At 71.9% G+C, this 17,787-nt stretch carries 14 protein-coding genes; 8 read left to right on the top strand and 6 right to left on the bottom strand.

What is annotated here, in order from left to right:
• Window positions 1-27: 27 nt before the first annotated feature.
• Window positions 28-1,632, bottom strand: coding sequence for an FAD-binding oxidoreductase (locus B0I32_RS52000; RefSeq protein WP_106252499.1), 1,605 nt, complete (start codon window positions 1,630-1,632; stop codon window positions 28-30).
• 510 nt (window positions 1,633-2,142) lie between these two features.
• On the opposite strand from B0I32_RS52000, the gene B0I32_RS51995 reads away from it, so the two are divergent.
• Window positions 2,143-3,567, top strand: coding sequence for a phosphatidylinositol-specific phospholipase C domain-containing protein (locus tag B0I32_RS51995; RefSeq protein WP_106252497.1), 1,425 nt, complete (start codon window positions 2,143-2,145; stop codon window positions 3,565-3,567).
• Between the two features lie 893 nt (window positions 3,568-4,460).
• On the opposite strand, the gene B0I32_RS51990 is transcribed toward B0I32_RS51995, so the two are convergent.
• Window positions 4,461-5,264, bottom strand: coding sequence for a hypothetical protein (locus B0I32_RS51990; RefSeq protein WP_219912463.1), 804 nt, complete (start codon window positions 5,262-5,264; stop codon window positions 4,461-4,463).
• A 206-nt stretch (window positions 5,265-5,470) separates the two neighbouring features.
• On the opposite strand from B0I32_RS51990, the gene B0I32_RS51985 reads away from it, so the two are divergent.
• Window positions 5,471-6,673, top strand: coding sequence for a sensor histidine kinase (locus B0I32_RS51985; protein ID WP_106252496.1), 1,203 nt, complete (start codon window positions 5,471-5,473; stop codon window positions 6,671-6,673).
• Between the two features lie 144 nt (window positions 6,674-6,817).
• Window positions 6,818-7,528, top strand: coding sequence for a response regulator (locus B0I32_RS51980; protein WP_245956671.1), 711 nt, complete (start codon window positions 6,818-6,820; stop codon window positions 7,526-7,528).
• 328 nt (window positions 7,529-7,856) lie between these two features.
• Here B0I32_RS51980 and B0I32_RS51975 read toward each other — a convergent pair whose 3' ends face one another.
• The 3 genes from B0I32_RS51975 to B0I32_RS51965 are packed head-to-tail and all read right to left on the bottom strand — an operon-like array spanning window position 7,857 to window position 9,846.
• Complete coding sequence (locus tag B0I32_RS51975) at window positions 7,857-9,059, bottom strand: RNA polymerase sigma factor (protein WP_106252494.1); 1,203 nt, start codon at window positions 9,057-9,059, stop codon at window positions 7,857-7,859.
• 7 nt (window positions 9,060-9,066) lie between these two features.
• Complete coding sequence (locus tag B0I32_RS51970; protein WP_106252493.1) at window positions 9,067-9,423, bottom strand: YciI family protein; 357 nt, start codon at window positions 9,421-9,423, stop codon at window positions 9,067-9,069.
• A gap of 24 nt (window positions 9,424-9,447) precedes the next feature.
• A complete protein-coding gene (locus B0I32_RS51965; protein WP_106252491.1) occupies window positions 9,448-9,846 on the bottom strand; it encodes a DUF6069 family protein in 399 nt (132 codons plus the stop codon).
• A gap of 358 nt (window positions 9,847-10,204) precedes the next feature.
• On the opposite strand from B0I32_RS51965, the gene B0I32_RS51960 reads away from it, so the two are divergent.
• From B0I32_RS51960 to B0I32_RS51940, 5 genes are all read left to right on the top strand, one after another.
• Window positions 10,205-10,486 (top strand): metal-sensitive transcriptional regulator, encoded by a 282-nt coding sequence (locus tag B0I32_RS51960; protein WP_106252490.1) that lies wholly within the window; start codon window positions 10,205-10,207, stop codon window positions 10,484-10,486.
• A gap of 28 nt (window positions 10,487-10,514) precedes the next feature.
• Window positions 10,515-10,724: a heavy-metal-associated domain-containing protein gene (locus tag B0I32_RS51955; RefSeq protein WP_106252488.1), complete on the top strand. Its 210-nt coding sequence runs from the start codon at window positions 10,515-10,517 to the stop codon at window positions 10,722-10,724.
• Window positions 10,721-11,743, top strand: coding sequence for a hypothetical protein (locus tag B0I32_RS51950; protein WP_106252487.1), 1,023 nt, complete (start codon window positions 10,721-10,723; stop codon window positions 11,741-11,743). The genes B0I32_RS51955 and B0I32_RS51950 overlap by 4 nt, the downstream gene beginning before the upstream one ends.
• Window positions 11,744-11,764: 21 nt before the next feature.
• On the top strand, window positions 11,765-13,996 hold the full coding sequence (locus B0I32_RS51945) for a heavy metal translocating P-type ATPase (RefSeq protein ID WP_106252485.1): 2,232 nt from the start codon (window positions 11,765-11,767) through the stop codon (window positions 13,994-13,996).
• Window positions 13,997-14,168: 172 nt separating this feature from the next.
• On the top strand, window positions 14,169-15,311 hold the full coding sequence (locus B0I32_RS51940) for a serine hydrolase domain-containing protein (RefSeq protein WP_106252484.1): 1,143 nt from the start codon (window positions 14,169-14,171) through the stop codon (window positions 15,309-15,311).
• A 10-nt stretch (window positions 15,312-15,321) separates the two neighbouring features.
• Here B0I32_RS51940 and B0I32_RS51935 read toward each other — a convergent pair whose 3' ends face one another.
• Window positions 15,322-17,751, bottom strand: a complete 2,430-nt coding sequence (locus tag B0I32_RS51935) for a heavy metal translocating P-type ATPase (RefSeq protein WP_106252482.1) — start codon at window positions 17,749-17,751, stop codon at window positions 15,322-15,324.
• Window positions 17,752-17,787: the final 36 nt, after the last annotated feature.

Genomic DNA, 17,787 nt, shown 5'->3' with positions numbered 1-17,787 from the left:
CGCGCACGCCGGTCTTGCGGCCCTCGGTCAACGGGCGGCGCGGATGGACAGGGCGTGCCGGAACACCCCGCGCGGGTCCCAGCGCGCCTTCACCCGCTGCAACCGGGCGTAGTTGTCCCCGTAGTAGAGCGTGGACCACGGTACGCCGGAGGTGTTCCAGACCGGATCCGCCAGGTCGATGTCGGGATAGTTGATGTAGGCGCCCCCGTTGCCGCCGCCCGGCACCGGCACGCCGCCCGTGTCCGCGTACATCGTGCGATAGAAGCGCCGCACCCACGCGATGTGCTCGGCCCCGTTCCCCTCCTCCCACGTGTTCACGAAGAGCGCCTTGATGACGGAGGAGCGCTCGGCCACGGCGGTCGCGCCCGGGGCCACGGCGTTGATCCGCCCGCCGTACGACGCCAGCACCATCGTGCCGCCGGCGGAGCCGGGACCGGGCACGGCGAGATGGTCGTAGGCGACGCCGATCTGCCGGTCGGTGAAGCGCCGGCGCAGATGGGCGGATTTGGCTTTGAACATCCCCGTCCCCTCGTCACCGCCCAGCGCCTGGGTGCTGACCGCCTGGTACCACGGCATCCGCACGACCGGCGGGATGTGCGCCCGCGCGCTGACCCCCCGCGTCACCGCCGCGAAGTAGGCGGAGAGCAGGCGCTCGGCGTCCGGGACCGAGGACTCCATCAGGGTGGGCAGGATCATGCCGCCGGGGTCCGCGCCCTGGACGCGGCTCTGGACCATCAGCGCGCTCCAGAGCCCCGCGTACGGCGTGCCGGCCTCGCTGTTGCGTTCGTGCCACTCGCCGTGGTTTCGCAGCAGGGTGCTGAACGACTCTCTGGTCATGTCGGCCCACGACCAGGCCGGATGGCAGACCAGCAGGGCCGGCGGCGGCTTGGGCAGCAGCTTGGCCGGATCCTTCCCCGCGGCCTTCGGATCGCGCATCCAGTAACGCGTCACGACGCCGAAGTTCCCGCCGCCGCCTCCTGTGTGCGCCCACCACAGGTCATGGTGGGGGTCGGACGGGTTTCTGGTGGCGACCACCGCGCGTGCCCGTCCCGAACGGTCCACCACCACGACCTCGACGGCGTGCAGGTAGTCGACCACCGAGCCCAGCCGGCGGGAGTGCTGACCGTAACCGCCTCCGGCGATGTGACCGCCGGCCGCCACCCCGCCGCACTGCCCGCCGGGAATCGTCACCCCCCAGCCCAGATACAGGCTCCGGTACGCCTGCATCAGCGTCGCTCCGGCCTCGATCGCGAACGCGCCACGCCGCTCGTCGAAGTACACGTTCGACATCTCGCACATGTCGATCACGACCTGTGCGCCTTCGCCGACGAAGTTCTCGTAGCAGTGCCCGCCGCTGCGCACCGTGATCCGCTTACCGGCCCTGACTCCGTCCTGCACCGCCTTGACCACCTGCTCGGTCGAGCCGACCACGTGAAAGTACTCCGGTCTGGGCTGGAAGCGCTGATTCGTCCGGCGTACGGCGAGATCCTCGTAACGCGGATCACCAGGAGCCACCCGAACGGGCCCCAACTCCTGCGCCTGCGCCCTCGACGGTGTGCCCAGCCCCACCGCCACCGTCCCACCGAGTGCCGCCGCCCCACCCACGAATCCGCGGCGCGTAACCTGACCCACGACCGACCACCTCCGGCTTTCTGCCTGCGTTGCCAAGCGTTGTGCCAGCAACGCTAGGAGCGCGATCACCGCCCTGAGAACCGCCGCAGCCCCCACCCCACCTGGGCCCTAACCCCCACCCGCCCAACGCCCAACCCCGCACCCACCGCCCCGACCTCCACGCGCTCACCGCCCCGACCCTCCGCCTGAACGCCGCCCGAGCTGGCCACAGATGCGCCGTCCTGAGTCTTTCGTGCGTGGCTGCCCCGTGCCCTCCACGGGCGCGCCGTCTTGAGCCCTTCGCGTGTACGCCGCCCGAGCCGTCCACGGGCGCGTCGTCCTGGGCCCTTCGTGCGTGCGCCGCCCGAAGCGTCCCGGAGCGCGCGACGACACTGACCCATCGGGCACGCGCCGCCACGAAGCCCTTCACCCGGACGAACCTTGCGCGCGACGAACCCTTCCTCCTGCCGAGCGCGGACGAAAACCCATGATCGCCTTGTCCGGGACCCTCCCAAGCCTCAAGATCAATGAATGCCCCGAAACGGAACCGCGCTGTCCGTCCTCGCCGTCACCGCGTCCGCGTTACTGGTCGCCCTTCCCACCGAGGCAGCGGCGGCGGACACGCCGTTATCCGCCGCGATCTTCCGCGCCACGCACAACAGCTACTCGGGTGACGTCAACGGTGCCAGAGACTCGATCGTCCGCCAGCTCGACAGCGGCGTCCGCTTCATCGAGCTCGACATCCACGACAACGGGTACGCCACCTCGAACGACTACTCCATCGGCCACGACTCCCCGGGAAACCAGGTGGACCACTCGGGCAACCCGGCGTCGAACCTCCTGCGCGACTGGCTCACCGTGATCGACACCTGGTCGGCGCGGCATCCCGCCGCCGCGCCCGTCGTCGTCGCGCTCGACGTCAAGGACGACCTGACGGACAACACCTCGTACGCCGCCGGCAACCTGGCCGCGCTCAACCAGGAGCTCACCTCCGTCTTCGGCACGCGACTGTTCGAGGCCCGGGACTACCCGGCGAGCCCGCCGTCGGTGGACGCGCTGCGCGGCCGGGTGCTGACGGTGATCTCCGGCAACGGCAAGACCCGCGCCGCCTACAAGCGCGACGCGGGCAACAGCCCCGCCATCGCGATCAACGGGCGCGGTCAGGTCGTGGAGGTGCACGACTCCGGCTCCGGCGAGCTGTGGTACTGGACCGGCTCGTACGGCGCCGACGGCCGCGTTACCTGGCACCGCCACGGCCGTTACGACAACGGCGTCACGCCGGCCGTCGCCCTGAACGACGCGGGGGACCTGGTCGAGGTGCACCAGTCCCAGAACGCCACCACGCTCTGGTACCGCGTCGGCCGCCTCGACGCCCAGGGCGAGATCACCTGGTCGTCCAGCCGCCGCTACGACGACGGCGTTCTGCCGACGGTCAGGTTCACCGACCCGGCGGGCACCCGGATCCGCGAGATCCACCGAAGCCAGGGCAACAGCCAGAACTGGACCTGGGACGGCGTGCTGGACGCCGACGTGGCGACGGTCACGTGGACCGGCAACGCCAGGACCTCCGACGCCCGCTACGACAAAACCACCTCGACCAGCGGCACGTCGCGCGTGCACGTCTGGAACGGAGCCGACGGCCCGACCCCGGCGCAGACCCTGCGGGTGGACACCGACCGGCGCACCGGCGACCGCATCCGCTACCCGCAGCGCGCGTTCGTCGAGTTCCAGAAGGGCGACAGCGCGGAACTGCAGCAGGACGCGCTCTTCTACGCGGCACCCGCCGGAGAGTCCTCCTTCATCACCGCGGCACGCCAGGCGGGACGCCTCGTACGCGGCTGGGACATCGACTCGGCCGCCCAGGCCACCAACCCGCTGGCCACCTACCCCGCGACCAACCACCCGTACGAGACCTGGTACCAGAACCTCCTCACCCGCTCCGGCGCCATCGACTGACACAACCGACCCAGGCACAAAGAGACGCCCGGCCACCCGACGGGACGGCCCACCCACAGCCCGAACATCCAGACCCCGCCCAGCGGGTGACTCGCGCCCCACACCGTCCAGCCCCAGGGTGGCGGGTGACTCGCATGCTGCACTCTCCAGAATTCGGGCGGCTGGTGACTTGCACCCCTGCACCGTCCAAGTCACGGGCGGCGCGTGCCTCACACCCGGAGCCACAAGCCTCCGAGCGGCGGGTGGCTCGTGCCCTGCACCGTCCAGGCTCCGGGTGGCGGGGTGCCTTGCACGCATGCCAGGCTCCGAACGCCGGGCGGCTCGCATCGTGACAACGTCCAGGCTTCGGGCGGCGGGTGACATGCACCCTGCACGTCCAGGTCGCGGGCGGCAGGTGCCTCACCCGAAAGCCATCAGTCTCCGAGCGGCGGGTGGCTCGTGCCCTGCACCGTCCAGGCTCCGGGTGGTGGGTGACTCGCATGCTGCACCCTCCAGAATCCGGGCGGCTGGTGACCTGCGCCCCTGCACCGTCCAAGTCACGGGCGGCGCGTGCCTCACACCTTGAAGCCACAATCCTCCGAGCGGCGGGTGGCTCGTGCCCTGAAACGTCCAGGGTCCGGGTAGCGGGTGACTTGCACGCGGCAACGTCCAGGCTCCGAGCGCCGGGCGGCTCGCATCGTGACAACGTCCAGGCAGACCTCGAACGGCGGGAACCGTTCACGGCTCGGACCACCGGGAACCGTTCACGGCTCGGACCACCGGGAACCGTTCACGGGCCGGACAGCCCGAAACTGTTGGCGGGCCGGACCGCCCGGAACCGTTCACGGGCCAAACCGCCGGGAACCGACCGGACCACAAAGAGCCGTCCAAGCCGCGCGAACCTGCCAGTCGCGTCACCCTCTCGGTCCGAAGGCCGTCATGAGGACGTGCACGGCGGCGAGGACGACGACCCAGACCAGGGCGCGCCTGGTCGGCGGGGGGCCTTCGCGTAGTAACGAGACGCCCATGGGGATGAGGGCGAGACACAGCCCGCCGACGGCGACGTACGACTGCGGTTCGGTGCCCTTGAGAGTGCCGAGCGCGAGCGCCGACATCAGCCCGAGCGCGACCGAACGGCCCAGCCCCAGGGCGCCGGAGCGGTAGGCGCCGACGGCCAGCACCACCCAGCCGAAGAAGGCCGGCCCCGACATGGATCTGAACGGGTGCCACACCGAGTCGCGCCAGGCCAGGTAGTAGCCGTCGATGCCGGTGAGCATGGTCCGCAGGCCGAGGGTGTCGGTCAGGTGGAAGGCCAGGTGGTCGGTGCCGTACTGGAAGGTCCGGGTGAACAGGCCGACCATCACCAGGCAGCCGCCCCACATGCCCCACAGCGGATGGGTGACGGCGATCCGGTGCGCCAGCGCCATGATCGCCGGCCAGAGCAGCACGAACCCGGCCGCGAAGCAGACGTAGGCGGCGGTGATGAGGGCGGGATGGCGGGTGTAGGCGACGAGTTGGTAAGGCACGAAGAAGTAGAACGGCGAGCGCAGAAGAGTCCCCACCATGATCAGCGTGGGGCCGCCGATGAGCGAGACGGCGCTCACCCACCGGCCGGGAAAGGGAGGCCGGCGGCCCAGGTTGGCCTCGGCGTTGGCGGCCCGCCGCGCCGCGCCGTCCTGCCGCCACCGGGTGATGCGCCCGCGTAGGTCGATGTCCATGCTCTGCCGCCCGTCCGTCCGTGTCCGAGCGCCCCGGCCGGACGCCGGGGCACAGCAGCAGCGTGCTGGGCGACGCCCGGTCCGCGCGTCTGACTCAGGTCGCATCTTGTCCGGCCGTCACCAGCGGTCCTACAACCCCAGACAGACGGCGAAAGTACGACCCTGGTCAGATGCCGGATGATCCGCCGTGACGGTACCTTCTCGTCATGACCTGGGCCCGGCGGATCGAAGGCAAAGTCGTCACCGACGTGGCGGCGGCGATCGTCGTGGCGCTGACCATCGGCTACGCCATCGTCGATCCGCCCGGGCCGTCGTCGCCGTGGCCCACCTGGTCGGCCTGGCCGGTGGCGGCGCTCGTGAGCCTCCCGATCGCCCTCCGGCGGCGCCGGCCCCGGGCCATGCTGGTCCTCGCGTGCGCAGCGGCCACTCTGGCGACCCTGTCCGGCGCGGTCGCGGCGGGCATGATCTGGCTGACGTTCGTGCCGACCGTCCTGGCGCTCTACCTGGTGGCCACCACCGCCTCGGCCAGCTGGTCGGTGAGCGGCCTCGTGGCCGGCGCGCTCGCCGCGACCGGCGCGATCCTGATCTTCTACGATCAGGTGCTCCCCGGCCTGCCGCTGCCGCAGACCCCCAGCGAACTGCCGCCGTCCTGGCCGGTGGAGATCGGCGCGATCTGTGTGTTCCTGGTCGTCGGCTGGGCCCTGGGAGGGGCCGTCAGGTGGAAACGGGAGACGACCGCCCGCCTCGTCCGCCACCTCTCCGAGGCCGCGGTGGCCGACGAACGGCGGCGCATCGCCCGGGAGCTGCACGACGTGATCGGCCACAGCATGAGCCTGATCGCCGTCAAGGCCACCGTGGCCAACCACGTCGCCGACGAGCGCCCGCAGGAGGTGCGCGCCGCCCTGGCCGTCATCGAACGGACCAGCCGCGGCGCGCTGACCGAGATCCAGCGAGTGCTCGGCCTCCTGCGCTCCGACGGCGACCTCGCCGACACCCACGTGCCCGCCCCCGGCATGGCCGACCTGCCCGAGCTGGCCGACCACGCCCGCTCGGCCGGAGTCGAGGTGGAGCTGACCGTCCACGGGGAGGCCGCATTACCGCCCACGGTCGCGATGTCGGTCTACCGGATCGTGCAGCAGGCGCTGACCAACGTCATCACGCACGCCGGCCCCACCCGCTGCTCGGTCACCGTCGGCATCGACGGACGGACCGCCACCATCGACGTCACCGACGACGGCCCCCGCCACGGCCGCCCTCCGCGAGCGAGCCGAGGCGGCGGCCACGGCCTGATCGGCATGCGCGAACGCGTCAAGATGTACGGAGGCACGTTCGAGGCGGACTTCCGCCCCGAAGGCGGCTTCCGCATCGCGGCCCGCTTACCGTACGACCAGAACGACGCCGTGACGTGAGCGGAGTCGGCGCGGCGGCGCTCAGGTTACGGGCGCTCAGGTCGGGGGCGCTCAGGTTGGGGGCGCTCAGGTGGGGAGGCTGACATCTCGAACGGTGACAAGGGCGGTGTCGATGTGAGCACTGGTGGGGTGAGCAGTGGAGGCGTGACCGGGGATGGCGTCCCGGACGACGTGCCGCCGGCGACGCAGGTTCGGGTGCTGCTGGCCGAGGACCAGGTCCTGGTGCGTGACAGCCTCAAAGTGCTCATCAACGCCACTCCTGGGATGACCGCCGTCGGCGAGGCGGGCACCGGTGCGGAGGCCGTACGGCTGGCTCGTCTTCAGCGGCCGGACGTCGTCCTCATGGATGTGCGGATGCCCGACATGGGCGGCATCGAGGCGACCAGGCGGATCTGTGCCGACCCCGTCAACGCCGGGACCCGCGTGCTGATCCTCACCACGTTCGACCAGGATGACTACGTGTACGCCTCGCTCAGGGCCGGTGCCAGCGGATTCCTCATCAAGAGCGCCACGGCGACCGAGCTCCTGGCCGCCATCCGGGTCGTCGCCTCCGGTGAGGCGCTGCTCGCGCCCACCGTGACCCGCCGGCTGATCGCCGACTTCCTGCGCGGCGCTCAACCCGCCCCCGTCGTCCGGGATCTCAGCGACATCACTCCACGCGAGCGCGAGGTCCTCACCCTCATCGGCAGGGGACTGTCCAACACCGAGCTCGCCGAGCACCTCCACCTCACCGTCGGCACGGTCAAGACCCACATCAGCCGGCTGCTGGCCAAGCTGCACGCCCGCGACCGGGCCCAACTCGTCGTCGCCGCCTACGAGGGCGGGCTCATCACCACCACGGACGGCCGCCGCTGACCGACACATCAGCGCGGCACCGGCGTCACCTTTCGTGCTGCGGGGCCCCCGGTGGGTCGGTGAACCCGGAGCGTTACCCCCTTCGGCAAGGCTCACGGCTGCCGGGCGTCGGCGCGGCGGTCTGCCCGGGGACACGAGGACCCCTCGCCTGCGATGGAGCGCATCCGGCGCCGGCCGGGTGGGGCGCGGTCAAGTGTCCGGGTCAGGGGTCCGTGGTCAGGTCTTCGGGGTTAGATGGCCGGGGGCACGAGTGCAGGGGTCGGGGTTAGGTGGCCGGGCGCACGAGTGCGGGGGTCGGGGTTAGGTGGCCGGGCGCACGACTGCGGGGTCAGGGGTCTGGGGTTAGGCGGGCTCGGCGGGCTTGTAGGTGGGTGCGTTCGGTGGTGTTGGTGGTCAGGGTGATGGCCTGGTCGTAGGCGGCGCGGGCTTCGGTGGTGCGGCCGAGGCGGGCCAGCAGGTCGGCGCGGGTGGCGGGCAGGAGGTGGTAGCCGGGCAGGTCCAGGTGCTCGATGGCGGCCAGGGCCGGGCCGGGGCCGTGTACCTCGGCCACGGCGACCGCGCGGTTCAGCGCGACGATCGGGGTCGGGGTGTGGTGCAGGAGTTGGTCGTACAGGGCGAGCACCTGGGTCCAGTCGGTGGCGGGGCCGTCGGTGTGCACGGCGTTGATCGCGGCCTGCAGCTGGTACGGCCCCGGCTGGTTGCGGCGCAGGCACCGGCGTACCAGCTCGTGTCCCTCGGCGATCAGCTCCCGGTTCCACCGGGAGCGGTCCTGTTCGGCGAGCACCACCAGCTCACCTGAGGGCCCGACCCGGGCGGGGCGCCGAGCCTCGGTGAGCAGCAGCAGCGCCAGCAGGCCGATCGCCTCGGGCTCGTCGGGCATCAGGGCGGCCAGTTCCCTGGCCAGGCGGACCGCCTCCAGGCACAGGTCCGTCCGCAGCAGCTCTCCGGACGTGGACGCGTACCCCTCGTTGAAGATCAGATAGAGGACGGTCAGTACGGACGCGAGCCGGTCGGGCAGCTCGGCGGCGCCGGGGATGCGGTAGGGGATGGCGGCGTCGCGGATCTTCTTCTTCGCGCGGACGATCCGCTGGAAGACGGTCGCCTCCGGCACCAGGTACGCCCGGGCGATCTCGGCCACCTCCAGCCCGCCGAGCAGGCGCAGGGTGAGCGCGGTGCGCGCGGGCGGGGACAGTGCCGGGTGGCAGCAGGTGAAGATCATGCGGAGCTGGTCGTCGCGCACCGGTCCCACCTCCTGGGGTTCGTCGGGTTGGTGCAGCAGCAGTGCCTGGGCGTGGCGGGCCTGGCGGGTGGATTCGCGGCGCAGTCGGTCGATCGCCCGGTTGCGGGCGGTGGTCACGATCCACGCGCCGGGATTGGGCGGCGGCTTCTGCTCCCACTTCTGGACGGCCACCGCGAACGCGTCCTGCACGAACTCCTCGGCCAGGCCGATGTCACCGAGCAGGCGCGTCAGCGTGGCCACGCACCGGCCGTACTCGGCCCGGTAGACGCCGTCCAGATCCACCGTGGTCATCGGCTGCTCACGTCCACTGCGCGTCTTCGAACGGGCGCACCTCGATCGGCGAGCCGCAGGCCAGCGCGCACTTCTCGCCCCAGGCCAGCGCCTGGTCCAGGTTGTCGCACTGGATCACCCAGAACCCGCCGAGCTGTTCCTTGGTCTCGGCGAACGGCCCGTCGGTCATCGTGGTCGCGCCGTCGCCGGGGCGTACGACGGTGGTGGCATGCGAGCCCACCAGGCCGCCCACGAACACCCAGCAACCGGCCGCCTGCATGTCGGCGGTCACCTTGGCCGTCCGGGCCTGCTGCTCGCGCATGTCGTCCTCGGCCGGCCACGGCGTGCTCTCGTCGTATTGGACGGCGAGCAGGTACTTCTTCACGAACGAACTCCTTCGTACCGGGGATCAGGCGGACAGGCGGCGGGCGACAGCCGGGATCACGATCGCGGCCGCGACCACGTGCGTCGACATCAGCAGCATCTTCGTGGCCACCGATGCGCCGACCAGCACATCCGGTATCAGGGACACCACCGTGAGCGCAAGGGTGATGCGGACGAACGCCTTGCGCGCGTGCCGGGCCCAGCGGGCCAGCGCGACGGCCAGCACCAGGCCGGCCAGGGAGAAGATGACCGTCAGCGTGGCGAACCCCGACACCGGGATCGGCGCACCGTTGACGATGAGGCTGATCCCGGCGAGCTCACCCGCCGCGGCGACGGCTGCGGTCGCCGCGGCGGCGACGGCCGTGGCGGCCAGGCCGCGGATGGTGAGTGAGGTGGTGGGAGCGGGGGTGGTGATGACGGACATGGTGTTCCTCCGGTGAGTGGCGACCGGTCCGTTGCCGGCCTCTCACCCTGGCTACGAACGGGCTCGACGCCACTCGACATCCCCGCCGGAATTTTTTCTGCGGACGTACGCGCTCCGGCCGCGGCCCAGATCGCCCAAGGAATGTCGCCCCGAGAAGCCGCTCAAGGAAAGGAGCCGACGGGCAGACCCGCGTTCGTGCCGCACGGTGTCATGCCCTGTGCGGCGCGGGCTCGTGCCTGCGGAAGAGCGAGGCCCGGGGGTGAAGGGACTGGGTTCGGGGTGGGGGCGAGGGCGTTGCTGGAAATACCATAGGGGGGTATGGTGTTGTTAGAGCAGCTGACCGAGGGAAGGGGTGGACATGGCCGGATACAGCGGCAGCAAGCAGGACCACGCGACGCGCCTGCGCCGGATTGAAGGGCAGGTCCGCGGCCTGCAGCGGATGGTCGAGGACGACAAGTACTGCATCGACATCCTGACGCAGGTGTCGGCGGCGACCAGTGCGCTGAAGTCGTTCTCCCTGTCGCTGCTCGAAGAGCACCTGGCCCACTGTGTGGCCGAGGCCACGCGGAAGGGCGGGTCCGAGGCGGAGGCCAAGGTCAAGGAGGCCTCCGATGCCATCGCACGACTTGTACGTTCCTGACCCCCGAGGATTGAAGGAGAGCATCGATATGAACACCGCCACCTACACCGTCAAGGGCATGACCTGCGGCCACTGCGTCAGCTCGGTCAAGGAGGAGGTCGGCGGAGTGGCCGGTGTCACCAACGTCGAGGTGGACCTGGCGACCGGCCTGCTGACCGTCGGCAGTGACGGCCCCGTGGACGCGGCGCGGATCGCGGCCGCGGTCGACGAGGCCGGTTATGAAGTGGTGAACCAGTGAACGCCGCGACGAAGCTCGGCGCGTACGTGCTGGGGCTGGCCGTCGTCTTCGGCGGCGCCCTGGGCGCGGGCAAGGTGGTGGGCCCGGTCGGAACGGCCGAGGCCGGCGTGGCGGGGGCGCCGAAGGCCGGCGACCACGCCGGCATGACGGCGACCACCCCAGGCCAGGACGCCGCGACGCCCGCCGCGGAGGCCGGGCATGACGGCGGCCACGACGCTGGACAGGCGAAGGAAGATACCCCCGGGGGGCTCCAGGTGTCCGAGAAGGGCTACACGTTCGAACCGCTGACGGCGACGTTCGAGCCGGGCGAGCCGGCCGACTTCCGCTTCGCGGTGACCGGGCCCGACGGCCGGCCGGTCACCGGCTACGAGGTCGAGCACGACAAGAAGCTGCACCTCATCGTCGCCTCCCGCGACCTGAGGAACTTCCAGCACGTGCACCCCGAGCTGGGCTCCGGCGGCGTCTGGTCGGTCAGGCTGACGCTGCCGGAAGCCGGGCCGTACCGCGCCTTCGCCGACTTCGTGCCGGCCGGCGGCAGCGGCCTGACGCTGGGAGCCGACCTGACCGCGGCCGGCGACTACCGGCCAGGCAAGCTGCCCGAACAGACCCGTACGGCCAAGGTCGACGGCTACGAGGTCACCCTCGACGGCGAGCTGACGCCCGGGCAGTCGAGTAAGCTCACCCTCAAGGTGAGCAAGGACGGGAAGCCCGTCACCGACCTGCAGCCCTACCTCGGCGCCTACGGCCACCTGGTGGCCCTGCGCGCCAGGGACCTGGCCTACCTGCACGTCCACCCCGACGGCGAGCCCGGTGACGGCAGGACACAGGCCGGCCCCGAGATCGTCTTCTACGCCGAGGTGCCCAGCACCGGCGACTACCGCCTCTTCCTCGACTTCCAGCACGGGGACGAGGTCCGTACCGCCGCCTTCACCGCGGCGGCGGGGGAGCGGCCGGCGACGGCCGAGCCGACCCCGGCCGCGACCGCGACCGGGCACGACGACGACGGCCACGGCCACTGAGCGAGAGGAAGGAGAACGGTGATGTCCCAGCTCACCGATGACCGGCGCAACGCGGTCGAACTCTCGATCGGCGGCATGACCTGCGCCTCGTGCGCCAACCGCATCGAGCGCAAGCTGAACAAGATGGACGGCGTGACCGCGACGGTCAACTACGCCACCGAGAAGGCGAAGGTCACCTTCCCCGAGAGCGTCGACCCGAGCCTGCTCGTGGCCGAGGTGGAGAAGGCCGGCTACACGGCGGCCCTGCCCGCGCCCCCCGAGACCGGGAACGAGACGGGGGAGGAGGAGCCGCAGGACGAGCTCCGGTCCCTGCGCCAGCGCCTCGTCACCTCCGTGGTGCTGGCGGTGCCGGTGATCGCGATGGCGATGATCCCGCCGCTGCAGTTCACCAACTGGCAGTGGCTGTCGCTGGTGCTGGCCGCGCCCGTCGTGGTGTACGCGGGCTGGCCGTTCCACAAGGCGGCCTGGACCAACCTGCGCCACGGCGCCGCGACGATGGACACGCTGATCTCGATCGGCACGATCGCCGCGCTGGGCTGGTCGCTGTGGGCGCTGTTCTTCGGCAGCGCGGGCGTGCCCGGCATGACGCACCCGTTCGTGTTCACCATCGAGCGCACCGACGGCTCCGGCAACATCTACCTGGAGGCCGCGGCCGGCGTCACGGCGTTCATCCTGGCCGGACGCTACTTCGAGGCCCGTTCCAAGCGCCGCGCCGGCGCCGCGCTGCGGGCGCTGCTGGAGCTGGGCGCCAAGGAGGTGGAGCTGGCCGACGGCCGGCGCGTGCCGGTCGATCAGCTCAAGGCCGGTGACCGCTTCGTCGTCAGGCCCGGCGACAAGATCGCCACGGACGGCGTGGTCGAGGAGGGCTCCTCGGCCGTGGACACCTCGATGCTGACGGGCGAGTCCGTGCCGGTCGAGGTCGGTGCGGGCGACGCCGTCACCGGCGCCACCGTGAACGCGGGCGGCCGGCTGGTCGTCCGCGCCACCCGGGTCGGCGCCGACACCCAGCTCGCCCAGATGGCCAAGCTGGTCGAGGAGGCCCAGACCGGCAAGGCGCAGGTGCAGCGGCTCGCCGACCGCATCTCCGGCATCTTCGTGCCCATCGTGATCGCGCTCGCCCTCGGCACGCTCGGATTCTGGCTCGGTACGGGCGCCGGCGCGGGAGCGGCGTTCACCGCCGCGGTCGCGGTGCTGATCATCGCCTGCCCGTGCGCCCTCGGCCTGGCCACCCCGACCGCGCTGCTGGTCGGCACCGGGCGCGGCGCCCAGCTCGGCATCCTGATCAAGGGCCCTGAGGCGCTGGAGTCCACCCGCGGCATCGACACGGTCGTGCTGGACAAGACCGGCACGGTCACCGAGGGCAGGATGACGCTCACGGCCGTCCACGTGGCCGAGGGGGAGAGCGAGGAGGAGGTGCTGCGCCTGGCCGGCGCGCTGGAGCACGCCTCCGAGCACCCGATCGCCCAGGCCGTGGCCAAGGGTGCCGCCGCCCGCGTCGGCCGGCTGCCCGCGCCTGAGGACTTCGCCAACGTCGAGGGCCTCGGCGTGCAGGGCGTCGTGGACGGGCACGCCGTCCTGGTCGGTCGCCCCCGTCTGCTGGCCGAGTGGTCCCAGCACCTGCCCGCCGACCTGGAACGGGAGCTGCACGAGGCCCAGGCCGCCGGCCGCACCGCGGTCGCGGTCGGCTGGGACGGTCAGGCCCGCGCCGTGCTCGTCGTGGCCGACGTGGTCAAGCCGACCAGCGCGGAGGCCATCACCAGGCTGCGCGCCCTCGGCCTCACGCCCGTCCTGCTGACCGGCGACAACGAGGCCGTGGCGAAGACCGTCGCCGCGGAGGTGGGCATCGACGAGGTGATCGCCGAGGTGCTGCCCGCCGACAAGGTGGACGTGGTCAAGAAGCTGCAGGCCGAGGGCAAGGTCGTCGCCATGGTGGGCGACGGCGTCAACGACGCCGCCGCGCTGGCCCAGGCTGACCTGGGCCTGGCCATGGGCACCGGCACCGACGCCGCCATCGAGGCCTCCGACCTGACCCTCGTCCGCGGCGACCTGCGGGTGGCGGCCGACGCCATCCGGCTGTCGCGCCGCACGCTGTCCACGATCAAGGGCAACCTGTTCTGGGCGTTCGCCTACAACGTGGCCGCGCTGCCGCTGGCGGCGATGGGGCTGCTCAACCCGATGATCGCGGGCGCGGCGATGGCGTTCTCCAGCGTCTTCGTGGTGAGCAACAGCCTGCGGCTGCGCCGCTTCCGCTGACGTCGTCCCCCGAACGGCTCCGCACCGCCCGGTGCGGAGCCGTTCGGCGTCGCTTCCCGTGATCGATGGCCGATCGTCCAGCCGGGATCGGCCGAACGACCGATGCCGGCCCGCGCGCCCGCCGCGAAAGTGGGACGCGCTCGATCACGTACGCCGACGAAAGCGAAAAATCATGTTCGTCAGTCATTTAGGCATGGCCGCCGCCGTGCTGGCCGCCGCGATCACCGCCGCCCCCGGGTACGGCCAGGGGGACCTGCGGCGGGACGCCGAGCGGATCGTCGCCGCGGGAGCCACGGGGGTGCAGGTGCGCGTCACCGGCGAGGGCGGGAGCATGGTCGCGACCGCCGGCGTGGCCGACGTCCGGACGAAGAGCCCGGTGCCGCCGAACGGATATTTCCGGATCGGTTCCAGCAACAAGGCGTTCGTCGCCACCGTGGTGCTGCAACTGGTGGGCGAGGGCAAGCTGTCGCTCGACGACACCGCGGACCGGTGGCTCCCCGGGCTGATCAAGGGGCACGGCAACGACGGGCGGAAGATCACCGTCCGCCACCTGCTCCAGCACACCAGCGGGATCGTCGACGACTACCCGTTCCCGACGGCCATCGCCTCCTCCCGCGAATACCGCCGCCACCGGTACGACACCTACACCCCGCGGCAGGTCGTCTCCAGGGCGATGCGCCACCGGCCGGCCTTCGCCCCCGGCGAAGGCTGGTCGTACGCCAACACCGGGTACGCCGTACTCGGCCTGATCATCGAGAAGGCGACCGGCCGCCCCTGGCACGCCGAGGTGGAAAGGCGCGTCGTCAAGCCGCTGGGCCTGACGCACACCCGCTGGCCCGGACGCTCGGCCGGGCTGCCGCGGCCGCACGCGCGCGGGTACAGCGTGTTCAAGACAGGTGAAGGATTCGTCGACACCACCCGGCACCGCGACGCGGACGCCTCAGGCGGGCTCATCTCCACCACCGCGGACCTCGATCGTTTCTTCACCGCCCTGCTCGGCGGCGAACTGCTGCGGCCCGCCCAGCTAGCCGAGATGCGCAAGACCGTCCCCGTCGCCAAGGAGCTGAGGCGGATCTGGCCCGGCGCCCGCTACGGACTCGGCCTGATGCGGCGTCCGCTGCCGTGCGGCGGCACCTATTCAGGGCACGGCGGGGACATTCTCGGCTTCTCCACCCGGACGGGAGTCACCGCCGAAGGCAAACGCAGCATCGTGGTGTCCGTCTCGACCGAGCGCTTCGACTCGACCGAGCGCGCTCTGCGGCTTGAGGCGGCCGTGGACCGGCTGGTCGACCGGGCCCTGTGCGACGCCGGATAGCAGGAGATCGTCACGGGGAACCGGGGGAGGGCAGGCGCAGCCGTTTGAGCGCGAGGGCGTTGACCGCCACGATCAGGCTCGAACCCGACATCGACAGCGCGGCGATCTCGGGCCGGAGCACGAACCCGAACGCCGGCTCGAACACCCCGGCGGCGATCGGCAGCGCGAGCGCGTTGTAGCCGATCGCCCAGCCCAGGTTCTGCCGCATCTTGCGCAGCGTGCCCCGGCCGATCCGCAGCGCCGCCGGCACGTCCAGCGGATCGGAGCGCATGAGCACGACGTCGGCGGTCTCGATGGCCACGTCGGTGCCGGCTCCGATGGCGATGCCCAGGTCGGCCTGGGCCAGCGCCGGGGCGTCGTTGACGCCGTCGCCGACCATGGCCACCCTGCGGCCACCGGCCCGCAGCTCGGCGATCTTGGCCGCCTTCTCCTCCGGCAGCACCTCGGCGACCACGGTGTCGATGCCGAGCCGCCGCGCGATCCGCTCCGCGGTGGCCGCGTTGTCGCCCGTCAGCATCACCACCTCGACGCCGAGCTCGTGCAGCGCGGCGACCGCGGCGGACGAGGTGTCCCTGACCGCGTCCGCGATGCCGATCACCCCGGCCGCGGCGCCGTCCACGGCGACCATGACCGCGGTCCTGCCGCCCTCGGCCAGCTCCTGCCGCCTGCTCGCCAGCGTCCCCGGCGCCACGCCTTCGCGCTCCAGCAGCCGCCGGTTGCCCACCACGACCCTGCGCCCGCCGACCTCCGCGACGGCGCCGTGCCCGGGGACGTTCTCGAACCCGCTCGCCGCCATCGGGGCCAGGCCCAGGTCGTCGGCGTGCCGGACGATCGCCGCGGCCAGCGGATGCTCCGACTCCCGCTCCACCGCCGCGACCAGGCGCAGGAACTCCTCCTCCGGCAGCGCGCCGCCGGTCACCACATCGGTGACCTCCGGCTCGCCCTTGGTCAACGTGCCGGTCTTGTCCATCACGACGACGTCGACGCGGGCCGAGGTCTCCAGCGCCATGGCGTTCTTGAACAGCACGCCCCGCTCGGCGCCCAGCCCCGTGCCGACCATGATGGCGGTCGGGGTGGCCAGGCCGAGCGCGTCCGGGCAGGTGATGACGACGACCGTGATGGCGAACAGCGTCGCGACGCCGAGCGGCTGCCCCGCCGCCAGCAGCCAGACGAGGAACGTGAGCGCCCCGCCGGCCAGCGCCACCAGGACGAGCCAGAACGCCGCCCGGTCGGCCAGCCGCTGCCCCGGCGCCTTGGAGTTCTGCGCCTCCTGCACCAGGCGGACGATCTGCGCCAGGGCCGTGTCGGCGCCGACCTTGGTCGCGCGGACGCGCAACGTGCCGTCGCGGTTGATGGTGGCGCCGATGACGGCCGAGCCCGGCTCCTTGTGCACCGGCAGGCTCTCGCCGGTGACCATCGCCTCGTCCACCTCGCTCTGGCCGTCCTCGACCACGCCGTCGACGGGGATCTTCGACCCGGGGCGTACCAGCAGCAGGTCACCGGCCACCACCTCGGCGGTCGGCACCTCCACCGGGCGGCCGTCGCGCAGGACCGTCGCCATGGGCGGGGCCAGGTCGAGCAGGGCGCGGACGGCGTCGTTCGCGCCGCCTCTCGCGCGCATCTCGAACCAGTGGCCGAGCAGCACGAAGGCGGCCAGGACGGTGGCGGCCTCGTAGAACACCTCGCCGCCGCCGGTGAGGGTGACGATCAGGGAGTAGAGCCAGCCGGCGCCCACCGCGACCGCGACGAGCACCATCATGTCGAGCGTACGGGCCTTGAGCGCGCGTACGGCTCCGGCGAAGAAGATCCAGCACGAGTAGAAGATCACCGGGAGGCTGAGCAGCAACGCCCAGACGTCCTGCCGCCATCCGAACGGCACGGGCAGCTCCAGGCCGAACACGTCCGTGCCGATCGGGGACCAGAGCACGATCGGGACGGAGAAGAGCACGGCCACCAGGAAGCGGTTCCGCATGTCGGCGACCATCGCCGCCATCGACATCCCACCGTGACCACCGTGACCACCGTGACCATGACCGTGACCGTCGTGGTCCGCCGTCTCGTGCGGCGCGGCCTCCGCGCCGTCGCGAACCGCCGTGCCGTGCGGCGCCGCCTCAGCGCCGGCGCGCGCCGCGTGATCGACCGGCCGGCCCGGCTCGGCCATCGGGTCGCACAGGTGAGCGGGTACGGACTGCCCCGCGCAGTGGTAGCCGCACTCGACGATCCACGTACGCAGCTCGGCGACGGACGTGCGGCGCGGGTCGAAGCGCACCGTCGCCGTCTGCGCGACCGGGTTGGCCTCGACGTGCAGCACCCCGGGACGCCGGCCGAGCACGGCCACGACCACGTTCTGCTCCGAGGCCCAGCGCAGCCCGCTGACATCGAGGATCGCGGTACCGCGCTCCTCGCCTCCATCGCGCCGTGCGGAGACCGGTTCGCCCATGGTCGTCTCCTCCCCGCGAGAACACCCACCTCACCC

The sequence above is a fragment of the Nonomuraea fuscirosea genome (assembly GCF_003001935.1).
GTDB classification, from domain to species: domain Bacteria; phylum Actinomycetota; class Actinomycetes; order Streptosporangiales; family Streptosporangiaceae; genus Nonomuraea; species Nonomuraea fuscirosea.
This window is presented reverse-complemented; position numbering and strand designations above follow the sequence as displayed.

What these genes read in the sequence shown, in the direction of transcription:
- B0I32_RS51995 (WP_106252497.1), top strand. Translation starts at nt 2,143, where the DNA reads ATGCCCCGAAACGGAACCGCGCTGTCCGTCCTCGCCGTCACCGCGTCC.
- B0I32_RS51990 (WP_219912463.1), bottom strand. Translation starts at nt 5,264, where the DNA reads ATGGACATCGACCTACGCGGGCGCATCACCCGGTGGCGGCAGGACGGC.
- B0I32_RS51985 (WP_106252496.1), top strand. Translation starts at nt 5,471, where the DNA reads ATGACCTGGGCCCGGCGGATCGAAGGCAAAGTCGTCACCGACGTGGCG.
- B0I32_RS51975 (WP_106252494.1), bottom strand. Translation starts at nt 9,059, where the DNA reads ATGACCACGGTGGATCTGGACGGCGTCTACCGGGCCGAGTACGGCCGG.
- B0I32_RS51965 (WP_106252491.1), bottom strand. Translation starts at nt 9,846, where the DNA reads ATGTCCGTCATCACCACCCCCGCTCCCACCACCTCACTCACCATCCGC.
- B0I32_RS51960 (WP_106252490.1), top strand. Translation starts at nt 10,205, where the DNA reads ATGGCCGGATACAGCGGCAGCAAGCAGGACCACGCGACGCGCCTGCGC.
- B0I32_RS51955 (WP_106252488.1), top strand. Translation starts at nt 10,515, where the DNA reads ATGAACACCGCCACCTACACCGTCAAGGGCATGACCTGCGGCCACTGC.
- B0I32_RS51945 (WP_106252485.1), top strand. Translation starts at nt 11,765, where the DNA reads ATGTCCCAGCTCACCGATGACCGGCGCAACGCGGTCGAACTCTCGATC.
- B0I32_RS51940 (WP_106252484.1), top strand. Translation starts at nt 14,169, where the DNA reads ATGTTCGTCAGTCATTTAGGCATGGCCGCCGCCGTGCTGGCCGCCGCG.
- B0I32_RS51935 (WP_106252482.1), bottom strand. Translation starts at nt 17,751, where the DNA reads ATGGGCGAACCGGTCTCCGCACGGCGCGATGGAGGCGAGGAGCGCGGT.